Genomic DNA, 17098 nt, shown 5'->3' on the forward strand with positions numbered 1-17098 from the left:
ACCGGGTAGCGCATCAGCATTACCCGGTCTGAGACTGATTAGCCTTTGGCTTTCGCCACAGAGACCATCGCCGCACGGATGGTACGTCCGTTCAGGGTATAGCCTTTCTGCATAACCATCAGCACATTACCGGCAGCAACGTCGTCAGACTCTACCATGGCAATCGCCTGATGCACGTTCGGGTCCATCGGCACGTCGATATCCGCAACCACTTGTACGCCAAACTTCGCCACAACATCCAGCATTGACTTACGGGTCAGCTCAATACCTTCAACCATAGCCGCCATCGCGTCATTATCTTTGTCCGCAACTTCCAGCGCACGGTCCAGGCTATCCAGCACCGGCAGCAGCTCGTTGACGAATTTTTCCAGTGCAAACTTATGCGCTTTTTCTACGTCCAGTTCGGTACGACGACGCAGGTTTTCCATTTCCGCTTTGATACGCAACACGCTGTCGCGCTCGCGAGTTTCGGCTTCAGCAAGCTGAGCTTCCAGATTCGCAATTTTTTCATCGCGCGGATCCACCTGCTCAGCAGAAGCGTCTGATTCAACCGCCTCAACTTCTTCGTGCTGATCCATGATAATTTCTTCCGGGGCTTGCCCCTCAGGCGTTTTCTGTTCTTTACTACTCATGAATTTCTCCGCGTTTTTTTCGCATTCATCTCGCTAACCTGGATTATTATGGGGATAAGATTCAGGGTTTCAAGGGAAGTACTCACATTGTCACTAATCTTCGTTACAAGGACCTCGAGAAAATGAACAAACATTTCAAGTGTATTGGCATTGTGGGGCATCCACGTCACCCCACTGCACTGACCACACATGAAATGCTCTACCGTTGGCTGTGCGCCAAAGGTTATGAGGTAATCGTTGAGCAACAAATCGCCCACGAGCTGCAGCTGAAAAATGTGAAAACCGGTACGCTCGCAGAGATTGGCCAGCAGGCAGACCTCGCCGTGGTTGTCGGTGGCGACGGCAATATGCTGGGCGCCGCACGCACCCTGGCACGTTATGACATCAAGGTTATTGGCATTAACCGCGGCAACCTCGGTTTCCTGACCGACCTTGACCCAGACAATGCGCAACAACAGTTAGCTGACGTGCTGGAAGGCCACTACATCAGCGAAAAGCGCTTTTTACTCGAAGCCCAGGTGTGCCAACTGGACTGCCAGAAGCGTATTAGCACTGCGATCAATGAAGTTGTGTTGCACCCCGGAAAAGTGGCGCACATGATTGAATTTGAAGTCTATATCGATGAAATTTTTGCCTTCTCCCAGCGTTCAGACGGCTTGATTATTTCCACACCGACCGGCTCTACCGCCTACTCACTCTCTGCCGGAGGCCCGATACTGACGCCTTCGCTGGATGCCATTACGCTGGTGCCGATGTTCCCACATACGCTTTCCGCACGACCGCTGGTGATCAACAGTAGCAGCACCATTCGCCTGCGCTTCTCTCATCGCCGTAACGATCTGGAAATCAGCTGTGACAGCCAGATCGCCCTGCCTATACAGGAAGGTGAAGACGTATTAATTCGCCGCTGTGATTATCATCTGAACCTGATACACCCAAAAGATTACAGCTATTTCAACACATTAAGCACTAAGCTAGGCTGGTCAAAAAAATTATTCTAATTTAACGCCAACCTCTTTACTGTATAAAAAACCAGTTTATACTGTATACAATTACAGTTATGGTTTTTCATACAGGAAAACAGCTATGTTGGCACAACTGACCATCAGCAATTTTGCTATCGTTCGTGAACTTGAGATCGATTTCCAGAACGGAATGACCGTTATTACCGGTGAAACCGGTGCGGGTAAGTCCATTGCCATTGATGCTCTCGGTTTGTGCCTGGGCGGACGCGCAGACGCCGACATGGTACGTGCAGGCGCCACGCGAGCCGACCTCTGCGCCCGCTTCACCTTAAAAGACACCCCCGCGGCCCTGCGCTGGCTGGAAGAAAACCAGCTTGAGGAAGGCCGTGAGTGTTTGCTACGTCGCGTTATCAGCAGCGACGGACGTTCACGTGGCTTCATTAACGGCACTGCCGTACCGCTGTCACAGCTGCGCGAGTTGGGCCAGTTGCTTATTCAAATCCACGGTCAGCATGCGCATCAGCTCCTGACAAAATCAGAACACCAAAAATCCCTGCTTGATGGCTACGCCAATGAAGCATCCCTGACTCAGGAAATGGCTGTGCGCTACCAACTGTGGCACCAAAGCTGCCGTGACCTGGCACATCATCAACAACAGAGTCAGGAACGCGCAGCCCGGGCAGAGCTATTGCAATACCAGTTAAAAGAACTGAACGAATTCAACCCGCAGCCAGGTGAATTTGAGCAAATTGATGAAGAGTACAAGCGTCTGGCTAACAGCGGGCAATTGCTCACCACCAGCCAACAGGCACTGGCTATCATGGCAGACGGCGAAGACGTTAATCTGCAAAGCCAGCTGTACACGGCAAAACAGTTGGTTAGTGAACTGGCAGGAATGGACGGTAAGCTCTCCGGTATTCTGGACATGCTGGAAGAGGCTACTATCCAGCTCAGCGAAGCCAGCGACGAGCTGCGCCACTATTGCGATCGTCTGGATTTAGACCCTAACCGTTTGTTCGAACTTGAGCAGCGTATTTCCAAACAAATCTCATTGGCGCGAAAGCATCATGTTGCCCCTGAAGCGCTGCCACAGTTCTATCAGTCATTGCTGGATGAACAACAGCAGTTAGACGACCAGGCCGACTCTCTCGAAACCTTAACCCTGGCGGTGAACAATCACCACCAGCAGGCACTGGAAACGGCAAAAATGCTGCACCAACAGCGCCAGCATTATGCTCAGGAACTGGGACAGCTTATTACAGAGAGCATGCATACTCTCTCAATGCCGCACGGTGTCTTTTGCATTGATGTGAAATTTGAGGAACATCATTTAAGCTCAGACGGTGCCGATCGCGTAGAGTTTAAAGTGACCACTAACCCAGGCCAGCCGTTACAGCCGATTGCGAAAGTCGCTTCCGGTGGGGAACTGTCGCGCATTGCACTGGCTATTCAGGTTATTACCGCACGTAAAATGGAAACACCGGCGCTGATTTTCGATGAAGTGGATGTCGGCATCAGCGGCCCGACTGCTGCGGTGGTGGGAAAAATGCTGCGTCAGTTGGGCGAGTCAACCCAGGTAATGTGTGTTACTCACCTGCCGCAGGTTGCTGGCTGTGGCCATCAACATTTCTATGTCAGCAAAGAAACTGACGGCGCGATGACCGAAACACACATGCAGCCACTTGATAAACGCGCTCGTCTGCAGGAATTAGCCCGCTTACTCGGAGGTAGCGAAGTAACGCGCAATACCCTCGCAAATGCAAAAGAACTGCTGGCGGCATAAACTTTTTTACCTTGTTAAGGTCTGAGTTCAACATAAAATCGCCGACCGACCCGACAGCAAAAGGTTTTAAAGTGGTGAAAGGTCTATTATCATCGGCATATTACATATGAGCCGCGTACTGCTCGGGCCCGAAAAGGAATCAAATCACTATGCGCTGTAAAACGCTGACTGCTGCTGCAGCAGTACTACTGATGTTGACTGCAGGCTGTTCCACTCTGGAGCGAGTGGTTTACCGCCCTGACATCAACCAGGGAAATTATCTGACACCTACCGATGTCGCCAAAGTGCGCACGGGTATGACGCAACAGCAGGTTGCTTATGCTCTGGGTACACCAATGATGTCCGATCCTTTTGGCACTAACACCTGGTTTTATGTGTTCCGTCAGCAACCTGGTCATGAAGGCGTAACCCAGCAAACACTGACGCTGACTTTTAACAGCAGCGGCGTTTTGACGAACATTGATAACAAACCTGCGTTGACCGACAACAAGTAGGATTAACAGATCAAAAAAAGGTGCTCAATGAGCACCTTTTTTATTGTCTGCTATTTTTTTGCGGATTTCTCTGCTCGCTGTCGGCGCAGCTCTTTCGGATCAGCAATCAGTGGCCGGTATATTTCCACCCGATCGCCGTCATGCAGAACATCAGCAAGCTTAACCGGACGGCTGTATATCCCGACTTTATTTTTGCTGAGATCGATATCGGTACGTAATTCCAGTAGACCGGAAGCGCGGATTGCCTCTTCCACCGTAGCACCCTGTTGCAGTGTTACACGCTGTAGATACTGTTTCTCGGGCAGCGCATACGCCACTTCAACGACAATTTTAGCCGACGCTGACACTGTAAACCTCTTTCGCGCGAACCGTGAAGGCCTGCACCATGTTTGAAGCCAGTTCTTTAAAGATACGACCAAACGCCAGCTCGATTAACTTATTGGTAAACTCAAAATCGAGATGAAATTCAATACGACATGCTTCATGACTCAGTGGCGTAAACTTCCATCCGCCAATGAGTTTCTTGAACGGGCCGTCGACCAGATGCATCAGGATGCTCTGGTTACTGGTCAATTGATTGCGCGTGGTGAACGTTTTGCTAATCCCTGCTTTCGAGACATCCACAGCCGCGGTCATCTGTCCCGGAGTTGACTCCAGCACACGGCTACCGGTGCAACCCGGTAAAAACTGGGGATAGGATTTAACATCATTCACTAGCTGATACATCTGTTCCGCACTGTAAGGTACTAAAGCGGTCCGGCTAATCTGAGGCATAACAATTTCCATCAATATCAATCACACAAATAATACCATTTATCCCCCGCTAAAAAAAACGCTATAGCCTAACTCGTGCTAAGATAGCGCCTTGCGCCCCGCTGGATGAAATGGGGTGTTTTTCGATTCCAGATTACCTATACTGAGCGGCATTATGACGAAGAAAAAAGCACACAAACCTGGCTCAGCCACAATCGCGCTTAACAAGCGCGCACGACACGAATACTTTATTGAAGAAGAGTTCGAAGCAGGACTCGCTCTGCAAGGTTGGGAAGTCAAATCTCTACGCGCAGGTAAAGCTAACATCGGCGATAGCTATGTCATCCTTAAAGACGGCGAAGCGTTCCTGTTTGGCGCCAACTTCACGCCAATGGCTGTTGCCTCAACGCATGTGGTATGTGATCCCACCCGTACCCGTAAGCTGTTGTTAAACCAGCGTGAACTCGACTCCCTGTATGGTCGTATGAATCGTGACGGTTATACCGTCGTTGCGCTTTCACTGTACTGGAAAAATGCCTGGTGCAAAGTGAAAATTGGCGTCGCAAAAGGTAAGAAACAGCACGACAAGCGCTCCGATGTGAAAGAACGCGAATGGCAGTTAGATAAAGCGCGTATTATGAAAAATGCTGGTCGCTAAACGCTACTCCTCTGTGACCAGTCTCTCCCCCTGAGACTGGTTCTTATTTTTTAGTTATTGAAACCCACCCAATACATTCATCAAATTTATGGTTTATTTGTGCTGAATCGTTCAGGTATGAAATAAACTGCCATGGCATTACCGTAGCGACCCATAGTCTAATAAAATAAAACTTCAAGACCATATCGCCTATATTTAGGCTTATTTTATAACACTATTATTACTGTTGTTTATTATATCCCCCTCATTTCAATTTAAATAAAAAACATTAAAATACAATAAGTTAACCAAAAACAAATCATTAAATACGCACCGGAAAGTATCCTTTTCAATTAGCCAAATATATTTTTAATATGGATAAGTTGCAGAATACTTTCTTTCTGACTATATCATCTAATACGAAAGAACTATTCTGTCGGCAGGTCCCGAACGTATTTACTAAGTAAACGAGCATCTGCATGACCTAATCAATGTAATTACATGTGTAAATTCATCTTTATGATGAACGGGGCCCCTGTCTGCTCATTTTCCCAGCTCGCTGTTGCGGATTAATACTCCCGACATGCCATCAGGAGTGAACATATGCGTCTACTCGCCGTTGTATCAAAATTAACTGGCGTTTCCACAAATGTTGAATCCTCTGAAGTTACGCTCAGTTCGCCTTCTATCGTGAAACTGTCAGTGTCGCGTGAGGAGGTAAGTCAACTGACACGCGTTAATCAGGATCTGGTTGTCACACTCCGCTCGGGTGAAACCATCACCATTAAAAACTTCTACGTCGGAAAAGGTGATGCGCAAAACCAGCTTGTTCTGGAAGACAGCAATGGCGCGCTGTGGTGGGTTCAGGATACTGATGGAGCGTTCCACTTCCAGCATTTAGACGATCTCACTCCGTTAATGACTGCCGAGGGAAGCCATGAAGGCGGCGCCGTCTGGCCGTGGGTTCTTGGCGGGATCGCGGTTGCTGGCGGAATTGGCCTTGCCGCAGGTGGCGGCGGTGGAGGTGGCGGCGGTGGGAGCGATAACAACGCCGGAAGCGGTAATGGCAACGGTAACGGCGATGGTGGTGGAAACGGTAATGGCGATGGCGATGGTGGCGATCCGCCAACGACAACACCTAACGCACCAGATGTGCCGGTTATTACCAGTGTAATCGATGACCAGGAGCTGATTACTGGTCCTGTTAATCAGCAGGAATCCACCAACGATAATACGCCCACTCTCCAGGGTACCGGCCCCGCAAATGCTACATTGCATATTTTTGATAACGGCGTAGAAATCGGCCAGGTCGCTATCGATGCCAACGGCAACTGGTCGTTTACGCCATCCTCTCCACTCGCAGACGGTACCCACAAGTTTACCGTCAGTGCATCAGACGGTACAGGTAGCAGCGGCATGTCAGACAGTTGGGAGATTATTGTCGATACGCTTGCCCCCGACGCCCCTGTGGTCACAGAAGTAACTGACGATTCCGGTTCCATTAAAGGCTTGATCGGTATTAACGGCGTAACCGACGATGCCACGCCAACGCTCACAGGCACTGGCGAAGCTGGTTCTTACATCAGCATTTCTGATAACGGCATTCTGATTGGTATGGTCCAGGTAGATGACAATGGCAACTGGACGTTTACACCGGACACACCGCTTAGCGACGGTGTTCACAATCTGACGCTGACGCAAACTGACGATGCGGGTAACGTGAGCGCGGAAACGAGCGTACCTACATTCACCGTCGATACTACCCCGCCTGAAGGCGCGGTCATTTCCTCCGTTAATCCGGAAGGCACCGAGGTAACCGGTAGTGCAGAGGTAGGAAGCCAGGTCATTATCATCGGTAGTAATAATCAGATTTTGGGTTCAACCACGGTCGGCCAAACCGGCAATTTCGTCATCGCGATTTCACCTTCACAGACGCACGGTGAAGCGCTAATCGCGAAGATTCAGGACCAGGCTGGTAACATCGGGCCAGATACCCCATTCAATGCGACGAACTCGGGCTATCCTGGCGTACCGGTTATCGTCAGCGTGATGGATGACTTCTCCCCATCAACCGGGCCATTGAGCAACAATCAGGCCACCAACGATAATACCCCCACGCTCTCTGGCACTGCCGATGCCAACAGCACGGTGACTATTTACGACAACGGCACAATTATCGACAGCGTACTGGCTGACGGTAACGGTAACTGGACATGGACTTCCAGCTCCCCGTTATCAGATGAGCTACACGCCTTCACCGCCACCGCGACAAACCAGTCAGGTACAGGAGGCATGTCACCAGCGTTCAATATCAACATCGACACCCAACCACCGTCGCCACCTGATGATCTCAACGTATCTGCGGATGGGACTGTCGTCACCGGAACGACCGAGCCAGGCAATACCGTGGTTATCACCGGCAGTGGCGGAACTCAGATCGGCAGCGGCGTCGCCGGGCCGGATGGCTCATTTACCATCACCATTAACCCACCACAGACCAATGGCGAAACCATTGAAGCCATCGCAACCGATCCGGCAGGAAACCCAAGCCTGCCAGAAACTGCGCTTGCACCAGACATTACCGCGCCACAGCCCCCAACAAACCTGCTAGTTAATGGCACTGGAGACCAGGTCACCGGCAAGGCCGAACCCAACAGTACGGTCAATATTCTGGATCCGGATGGCAATATCATTGGAACAGCAACTGCCGATACAAATGGGGATTTCACCGCAACGTTGGTTCCGCCACAAACCAACGGCGAGACCCTTACGGCAAATGCGACCGACACCGCAGGCAACAAGGGCGACGACGCCTCTGTCAACGCACCGGACACCACCGCACCTGATGCGCCGACAGGCGTCACAGTTGCAGGAAATGGTGGAGCGGTTAGCGGTCACGCCGAAGCCGGAAGTACCATCACCGTCAAAGACAGCAACGGGGCTCCTATTGGCGTGGGTCAGGCTGACAGCGGCGGCAATTTCACCGTCCAGATCACCCCGTCGAAAATCAACAATGAAACAGTAAACGTCACCGCAACGGACAGCACTGGTAACGAAAGCCTGCCAACTTCAGCTGTTGCCCCGGATCTCACCGCGCCAAACCAACCCGTTATCATTGCCGTTACTGATGACGTCGCCGATATCACAGGCCCCATCAATAACAATGGGTTAACCAACGACGATAAACCGAAAATTGAGGGCAAAGCTGAGGCCGGCTCTCAGGTCAAAATTTACGATAACGGAACTCTGCTTACGACCATTACCGCTGATATCAACGGTCACTGGAACTATACGCCCACCTCGGCATTGGGCCAGGGGGCACACGTATTTACAGTGACGGCAACCGATGCCGCTAATAACACCAGCACTGCCGCCAGTTGGAAAATCATTGTCGATAGCATCGCGCCGACAGTGCCAGTCATAACGCTGGTTAACGCTGATGTTGGCAGCAGCGCCGGTAACGCCACGAGCAATGCCTGGATTACCAACGACAACACGCCAACCCTCTCAGGTACCGGTGAGCCGGGCTCGCTCGTGAGCCTGTACGATGGCAGTCTGCTGATGACGGTGATGCTTATCGACAGCTCGGGGACCTGGAGCTATACCGTTCCAACTAATCTGGCGCTCAACGATCGCATCCACCAGTTTACGGTATCAGCAACAGATGCAGCCGGTAACGTCATTACCTCGCCCATCGTAGTCAGTGTTACCGTGGATACCCAAGCACCTGGGACCCCCGTGATTTTGACCGCAACCGACGACGTCGGGAATGCACCAACCGATCTGCCCACCGGTAGCCGTTCAAACGATACCCTGCCGCTGCTGAAGGGGACCGGGACCGTCGACTCCACCATCACTATCTATGATGGCGCCACACTTATTGGAACCGCAACGGTCGTGTCTGGGGGCACCTGGAGTTTCCAGGTCACTCAACCGCTGAGTGAAGGTCCACATGCGCTGTCGGCTATCGCAACAGATGCAGCGGGTAACGCCAGCAATGCCGGAAATTTCACGCTGACCATTGATACCACCCCACCAGCGGCTCCGGTGATTATCGCCGGTGAAGGACTCGTGGGCAGCGCCACCGTTGCTCTGGCGAACGGCGGTAGTACGAAAAGTACCGCCCCGGCCCTCTCCGGTACGGGCGAGCCGGGCGCAACCATTACTATTTTTGACAATAACGTCAGTATTGGCACCGCCACCGTTCAACCAAATGGAACCTGGACATTTACCCCAGATCCCGTGCTCATCGAGGGGCCACACAAATTCACCGCCACGGCGACTGACGCTGCAGGTAATACGGGGATCCCATCGGCTAGCTTCACTCTGACGGTAGACAATACGCCTCCCGCGCAGCCTGGCGCCCCTATCATTACTGACGATGTGGCTCCGGTAACGGGCGTGGTCACGAATGGCAACACCAATGACACCACGCCAACCTTTAGCGGTACAGGGAACGTTGGGGATTTGATTACCGTTTATCTGAACGGCACTCCCCCTTTGCAGGGAACAGCAACAGTAGGTGCAGACGGAACCTGGAGCTTTACTCCATCAGCACCGGTTTCCCCTGGTACTTACCAGATAACCCTTACCGCAACCGATCCGGCTGGCAACGTCAGCCAGCCGTCGAATGCCATAACACTGAACATCGACACGACGCCGTCTGCACCTCCGGTGATTATCGCCGCCAATGATAACGTCGGTGGCTCGGTAGGCGATCTCTTGCCCAATGCCGTGACCGATGACGCCACGCCAACCATTCGCGGTACTGGCACTGACGGGGATATCATCACCCTGTATAACAGCGGTGTAGTGATCGGTACGGCAACGGTGGCTGGTGGCACCTGGAGTATTACGCCCGGGACTGCGCTGGCAAACGGCAACTACACGCTGACCGCTACCGCAACCGATGCGGCAGGTAACATCAGCGGCAGCTCAAATAGCATTTCGTTTACGGTGAATACCACCCCGCTCACAGCGCCACTTGTGACGAATATCGAAGATAACGTCGGCGTGATTACCGGTTCGCTCACCAGCGGTAGCGTCACGGACGATACCACCCCAACCATTAGCGGGACGGGTACGCCGGGCAGTACGGTGTTAATTTATGACGGTGGCATTCCCATCGCGATAACCACCGTGGGCGCGAATGGCTCCTGGAGCATAGATGTTCCCCTCACGCCCAACATGATTCATACGCTGACTTTCGGCGCACAAGATGCTACCGGTAATGTGCTGCCGGCAGGAAATCCTGTCACGTTGATTGTTGATACGCTACCTCCTGCAATGCCTATCGTTACCAGCGTTGATCCGAACGGTACGCTGGTTAGCGGTACAGCCGATGCTGGTAGTACCGTGATTATTCGCAGCGGTAGCACCATTCTCGGCCAGGGGGTGGCAGACGGTTCAGGTATCTTCTCTGTCACGATTTCACCAGCGCAAACGGCTGGTCAGGCACTGAATGCCATCGCCCAGGATCCCGCGGGTAACCAGAGCAATCCCACCCCGTTTACCGCTGCTACCTCCAGCGTTCCACACCCGCCAACTCTTGAGATCGTTGATGACGTAGCCCCCGGCATGGGCGAAATCGGCAGCGGAAAAACCACCAACGACACTTTACCGCGGTTGCAAGGAACCGCCACGGCTGGGGCTACAGTGACTATCTATCAAAATGGCGCGTCTATCGCCACGGTCACCGCCGATGCGGTTTCCGGCGCCTGGAGTTATCAGTTGCTCACCCCGCTAACTAACGGCACAACCTATAACTTCGCAGTCTCACAAACCGTCAACTTAATACCCAGCGGGCAGTCACCCAATTATGCCATTACCATCGACACCACCGCGCCGCTGGCACCGCTCATCACCAGCATTATCGATGACGTTTCACCCGGCAGTGGACCGCTGGATAAAGGACAAATTACCAATGACTCACGCCCAACCTTAAACGGAACCGGCGAAGCAGGAGCAACCATCACCCTCTACGATAACGGTATCGCTTATGCCACAACCACGGTAAACAGCAACGGATTCTGGAGCTTTACCCCGACAGACGCGCTGGGAGAAGGCAATCACCTCTTTACCGCTCGCGCAACCGATGCTGCTGGCAACCAAGGCGATGCCTCCGCTGATTTTCTGATCATTGTTGATACTTTAATTCCGAATGCCCCCTCCATTGTCACAGTCACAGACAACGTTGGCACCATTCAAAACCTGACGTCCGGACAGTCAACTAACGATAATACCCCAACGCTCACGGGCGTTACCGAGGCAGATTCAATTGTCACCATCCGTGATGGCAACACAGTGATTGGCACAACCACCAGCGACGCCAGCGGTAACTGGAGCTTTACGCCAGCCCCTGCGCTCAGTGAAGGCAGCCACTCGCTGACAGCCACCGTCACGGATGGTGCGGGCAACATCAGCCCGGCAGCGCCACCGTTCGTCGTAGTTGTCGATACGCTGGCGCCCGCCGCGCCAAGTATTACCTCGGTCATCGACGATCAGCCGGGAAGCACGCTGTTGACCAACGGCCAACTGACCAATGATGCCCAACCAACACTAAGTGGCACGACCGAGGCTAATGCTATTGTCACCATTCGTAGTAACGGAACGATCATTGGCACCGCAAATGCCGATGGCTCCGGTAGCTGGAGCTTCACCCCAACAAACGCGCTGGCGCAGGGGGAAAATATCTTTACGGTGACCGCAACGGATGCGGCGGGCAACACCAGCGGAGCTTCTGCCTCGTTCACCGTTTTGGTCGATTCAGTTGCCCCGTCTGCACCGGTAATTCTCACCGTTCAGGACAATACCGCGCCGACAACCGGGCTAATCTCCAACGGGCAAATCAGTAACGAAAGTCGCCCGGCGCTCAGCGGTACCGGTGAAGTTGGCGCGACCATTACCGTCCTGAGCGATGGTCAGCCCATTGGCACCACCATCGTCGGCGCAGGCGGAACCTGGAATTTTACGCCCTCAACGACATTGGGTAACGGCCTGCATACTCTGACCGTCACGGCGACAGATAGCGCAGGCAATACCAGTCTGCCTTCAGGCGGCTTTACCTACACCGTCGACACACAAGCACCGGCAGCACCAGTGATTACTCAGGTTGCAGATGATGTCGGCCCGCTGACCGGAAATCTGAACAACGGCCAGGCGACAAACGATGCGCGCCCTACCCTCAGCGGTATGGCTGAAGCCAATTCCACGGTGAGAATTTACGATAACGGATCGTTTATCGGTTCAATCACAGCGGATGGTACAGGCGCCTGGAGCTTCACGCCGGGAACCGCGCTTGGCAACGGCAACCACACGCTGACGGTGACAGCAACCGACGCAGCCGGAAACGTTAGCTCAACGTCCGCTGGATTTAACATCGTTGTTGATACTGTTGCTCCGCTTGCGCCAACGATTATCCAGGCTTTTGATGACGTGGTGCCGGGAACCGGAACGCTGTCGAACGGCGCTTACACCAATGATACTCGCCCCGTACTGAACGGCTCGGCGGAAGCCGGTGCCCGGGTAGCCATCTACGATAATGGCATGCTGCTGGCGACGGTGACTGCGGCAATAGATGGTACCTGGGAATATCTGCCTGCCACACTGGGCAACGGCCAGCATGTCTTTACCGCCATTGCCACGGATGCCGCCGGGAACGTCAGCCCCACCTCAAGCGAATTTATTATCAACGTTGACACGATCGCGCCGTCAGCGCCGCTCCTGACCTCGGTGGTGGATGACGTCGCAGGCGGTGTGTTCAACGCGGGGCTTAGCAACGGGCAACTGACTAACGATGCCCGACCAACGCTCAACGGTACCGCCGAAGCGGGCAGCACCGTCAGCATCTATGACGGCAGCACCCTGCTGGGCACGGCGCTGGTGCAAAGCAATAACAGTTGGTCGTTTACCCCAACCACGCCGCTGGCGAATGGATCGCACACCTTCACCGTCACCGCTACCGATGCGGCGGGCAACACCAGCGGCGCAACGGCAGGCTTTAGCGTAGTGGTCGACACCACGGCACCAACGCAGCCTTCAATCAGCAGCATTATTGACGATGTTGGGCCAAACATCGGGGCGATTGGCAATAATCAGCCAACCAACGACGCACGCCCAACGTTAAACGGCACCACGGAAGCCAACGCTCGGGTCGATATTTATGATAACGGCACCTTTGTAACCAGCGTAACGGCGGACGGCAGCGGCAGTTGGAATTACACGCCACCTACGGCGTTGGGTCAGGGGACGCATTCCTTCACCATCACAGCAACAGACACCGCAGGTAATACCAGCGGGCTATCGTCTGCCTCTGCAATTGTGGTCGATACCGTCGCACCGGGTACTCCAACCGGTCTGGCGGTCAACGCCAACGGCACCACGCTGACCGGCGTTGCCGAAGCGAACAGTACGGTGATCATCACTTCCAGCAGCGGAACCGTACTTGGTACCGCAACAGCCAACGCCTCCGGTAATTTCACCTTCACGCTGAGCCCACCGCAAATCAGTGGGCAAACGCTGCTGGTCAGCGCACAGGATGCCGCAGGCAACATCGGCACAGCGGGTAACGTGCTGGCACCGTTTACTGGTGTACCGCCTGCGCCGGTTATTGCCAGCGTATTTGACGACGTGGGCACAATTACAGGTCTGGTCGCGGCAGGTAAAACCACCAATGATACCCGTCCAGCCCTTAGCGGAACGGCGCAGGCTAACGCCATCATCAATCTGTACAACAACGGCGTACCCATGGGTAGTACGACCGCAGATAGTAACGGGCTCTGGAACTTTACCCCATCCGGCGCGCTCAGCGAAGGTAACCACGCGTTTACCGCCACGGCAACAAACGCCAACGGCGTAAGCGGGGTGTCCGGCTCGTTCAGCGTGATTGTGGATACCACGCCGCCGACCGCACCAACGATACTGATCAGCGCCGATGGCGGTACCATCAGCGGCGTCGCCGAAGCGGGAAGCACGGTTACCATCTCTCTGCCCGGCGGCACCAGCGTGACGGCAATCGCCAACAGCAGCGGTGTCTACAGCGTCAACCTGCCGGTTCGCCAGATTGAGGGGCAGTCGCTGTCCGCCACGGCGACCGATGCGGCGGGAAATACCTCATTGCCAACAAGCGCTATCGCGCCGGTATTGCCGCTGCTGGCTGAAGACAATGTCACCAGTCTGCCTCTACAAACCGATGTCACCGTCAGCACCGAGCATCAAAGCGATTATGGTTTCCTGTTGGTCAATGCGCTGGGAAATGTCGCCAACGTGCTGGGGAACGATACAGCAAGCGTCAATTTCAGCATCGCTTCTGGCGGCAGCGGATCCATTACAATCAATGCCGCAGCGACCGGCGTGGTGCTGTCGCTGTTAAACACGCTTGAAGTCGTCATCCAGCGCTTTGACACCGCGCTGAATGCCTGGGTAACGGTGGTGGATACCGGGAAACCAGACTTTGCCAGCCTGCTCACCCTGGGCGCCTCGGGCGTAACGCTCAATTACAGCGGACTGACTGGCGGGGATTACCGCGTGGTCAGCTACAACACCAACCTACTGGCGACAGGGGCATACACCAGCCTTGATGTCTCGGTGGTAAAAGCCAGCGCAGGGACCATCACCGGTGGTACTACCGAGTCTGGCAATATCATCACCGATACCGATCCCGCCAATGGGCAGGATAACGCCCCTTCCGGCACGCTGGTCACCACCATCACTGACGGTAACGGCAACATGGTGAACATCCCGGCGGGCGGCATTGATGTGCAGGGTAAATACGGCACCCTGCATATCAATCAGAATGGTAGCTACACCTATACTCTGACCAATACGTCAATCTCAGTGTATGGACGTTCCGAAAGCTTTACCTACACGCTAACGCATGGCAGCGATCACTCCTCGGCAAAACTGGTGGTCACGCTGGGTCAGGCCCCAACCACCAGCACGGTAACTGCGGCAGACGATGTGGCTGCGCTGACTTACGGGACGCAGGTCATCGCAGTCGACAACCATCCATCACAACAAACCGGCTTCACGCTCGCCAGCGTTGGTTTGGGACAATTGTTGGATGTTAGCCTGGTCAACGGTTTGACCAACCCGATTAAATTCAACGTTGATGACGGCGCGACGCGAACGATCACGGTTCAGGCCAACGTACTTGGCGTAACGCTGGGCGGCTTTGATCTCTATGTCTACCGCTTCAACGAGTCTATTCAGCAGTATGAGCAGTACCGGGTACAGCCGAACTGGGTCACCGCCCTGCTGGGCGGCAGCTCACCGGCGTATACCATTACACTGCCGGGCGGTGACTATCTGTTCCTGCTTAACGCTTCCGGCGGCCTGACGCTGTTAACCAGCTATACCCTGAATATTCAGGCCGATCACACCTACGCCGTCGACAGCCTGAGTGCAGCAACCAATGGAAATCTGCTGGCCAACGACTCGGCTCCGGCTAATACCGTTATCACCGAAGTTAACGGTGTCACCGTTAACACAACAGGCACTACCACCATTAACGGACAGTACGGCACACTGACTATTGATGCGAAAGGGAACTATACCTACACGCTGAGAAGCGGACTGGGCGCAGACGGTATCAATACGCCGGATAGCTTCGTGTATAAGGTCAAAGCACCAAACGGCGATACCGGCAGCGCGTCGCTGAACATTACGGCAACCCCACAGGCGCTGGATGCCGTAAACGACATCAGCAGCCAGATGGCGGTCACCACCCAGGCCGATACATCCAGGTCGTTTACCGACAACAGCGTTGGCAACGCCAGTTGGAGCGCCCAACTCCTTTCCCCCACCTCACAAAATGGTACTGGCGTCATTGAAGTCGCGACGGGAACGGCGGTGCAAAACGCCATACTGCATTTTAACGTCGCTTCAGGTCTGACGCTGGGCGGACTGACCGTCACCTGGGCGCTGTATGACAGCAACAACGTCAAGATTGCCGGTAACTCATTCAATGGCGGATTGCTGATTGGCGGCAATATTGATATTGCCCTCAGCGGGGTAGTACTGCACCCCGGCAACTATCGCCTCGACTATACCGGCAGCGTCGGGGCTCTGGGGCTGGGGAATATCACCATCACCCCCAGCGTGAAAGGCACGATAATCGACCTGCAAAACTTCGAGACTTCCACAGCGAATAGCGTCACCGGCAATATTTATGACGGAGACCATATTGCCAGCGTGCATACCTTGCTAACGGTGAATGGCACGGGCGGCAGCGCCGCCACGCTGGATCCGCTGAGCAGCACGACCAGCGCCATCATTAACGGGTTGTACGGCAAACTGACCATTGGCATTGATGGTCATTACACCTATGCCCTCAACAGCGATGTCTCGCTCTCCACCATCGTCACCAAAGAGACATTTACCTACACCCTTAACGACCTGAATGGCCATACCGATACCGCTACGCTGACCATCAATATGAATCCGCAAGTGGTGAGTACCGTCGATGCCGATCGCCTGACTGGCAGCGCCTACGGCGATACGCTGATTTATCACCTGCTCAATGCCAACGACGCTACCGGCGGTAACGGAACAGCGGACACCTGGACCAACTTCTCGCTGGCCCAGGGTGACAAAATCGATATCGGTGACCTGCTGGTGGGCTGGAACGGGCAGAACGCGACGCTCGGTAACTACCTCACCGTTACCACCAGCGGTAACAACACGGTTATTGCCATCGACCGTGACGGTACGGGCAACACTTATCACTCAACCAATCTCATCACGCTGGAGAACGTACACACCACGCTCGACGAGCTGGTGCAACAAAATCACATTGTGCCCTGAAGTGAACATATAGCGTTAAAGCGCCATAACTA

The 17098-nt window shown here is 53.9% G+C and carries 8 protein-coding genes; 5 read left to right on the forward strand and 3 right to left on the reverse strand.

Annotated elements, in window-relative coordinates; translation table 11 throughout:
* Positions 1-38: 38 nt before the first annotated feature.
* On the reverse strand, positions 39-632 hold the full coding sequence (grpE, locus tag OGV57_RS07895; RefSeq protein ID WP_003031221.1) for a nucleotide exchange factor GrpE: 594 nt from the start codon (positions 630-632) through the stop codon (positions 39-41).
* A gap of 122 nt (positions 633-754) precedes the next feature.
* Here grpE and nadK point away from each other — a divergent pair, with 122 nt between their 5' ends.
* The 3 genes from nadK to bamE all read left to right on the forward strand — a co-directional run bounded on the left by nadK (position 755) and on the right by bamE (position 3874).
* Positions 755-1633 (forward strand): NAD(+) kinase, encoded by an 879-nt coding sequence (nadK, locus tag OGV57_RS07900; RefSeq protein ID WP_003031220.1) that lies wholly within the window; start codon positions 755-757, stop codon positions 1631-1633.
* Between the two features lie 85 nt (positions 1634-1718).
* Complete coding sequence (recN, locus tag OGV57_RS07905) at positions 1719-3380, forward strand: DNA repair protein RecN (RefSeq protein ID WP_032937967.1); 1662 nt, start codon at positions 1719-1721, stop codon at positions 3378-3380.
* Positions 3381-3529: 149 nt separating this feature from the next.
* Positions 3530-3874, forward strand: coding sequence for an outer membrane protein assembly factor BamE (gene bamE / locus OGV57_RS07910; RefSeq protein ID WP_003826401.1), 345 nt, complete (start codon positions 3530-3532; stop codon positions 3872-3874).
* 50 nt (positions 3875-3924) lie between these two features.
* Here bamE and OGV57_RS07915 read toward each other — a convergent pair whose 3' ends face one another.
* Entirely contained in the window at positions 3925-4221 is a 297-nt protein-coding gene (locus tag OGV57_RS07915) for an RnfH family protein (protein WP_003839823.1), read from the reverse strand.
* The gene (gene ratA / locus OGV57_RS07920; protein ID WP_003031213.1) at positions 4205-4648 is read right to left on the reverse strand and encodes a type II toxin-antitoxin system toxin RatA; all 444 of its coding nucleotides are present in this window, start codon (positions 4646-4648) and stop codon (positions 4205-4207) included. The genes OGV57_RS07915 and ratA overlap by 17 nt, the downstream gene beginning before the upstream one ends.
* A 154-nt stretch (positions 4649-4802) precedes the next feature.
* Between ratA and smpB the strand changes: the two genes are divergently transcribed.
* Together smpB and OGV57_RS07930 are read left to right on the forward strand one after the other, a co-directional pair.
* Entirely contained in the window at positions 4803-5285 is a 483-nt protein-coding gene (smpB, locus tag OGV57_RS07925; protein ID WP_003031211.1) for an SsrA-binding protein SmpB, read from the forward strand.
* A gap of 582 nt (positions 5286-5867) precedes the next feature.
* Entirely contained in the window at positions 5868-17066 is an 11199-nt protein-coding gene (locus OGV57_RS07930; RefSeq protein ID WP_054528699.1) for a BapA/Bap/LapF family large adhesin, read from the forward strand.
* The last annotated feature ends 32 nt before the right edge of the window (positions 17067-17098 follow it).

The sequence above is a fragment of the Citrobacter sp. Cf087 genome (assembly GCF_030334285.1).
GTDB classification, from domain to species: domain Bacteria; phylum Pseudomonadota; class Gammaproteobacteria; order Enterobacterales; family Enterobacteriaceae; genus Citrobacter; species Citrobacter freundii.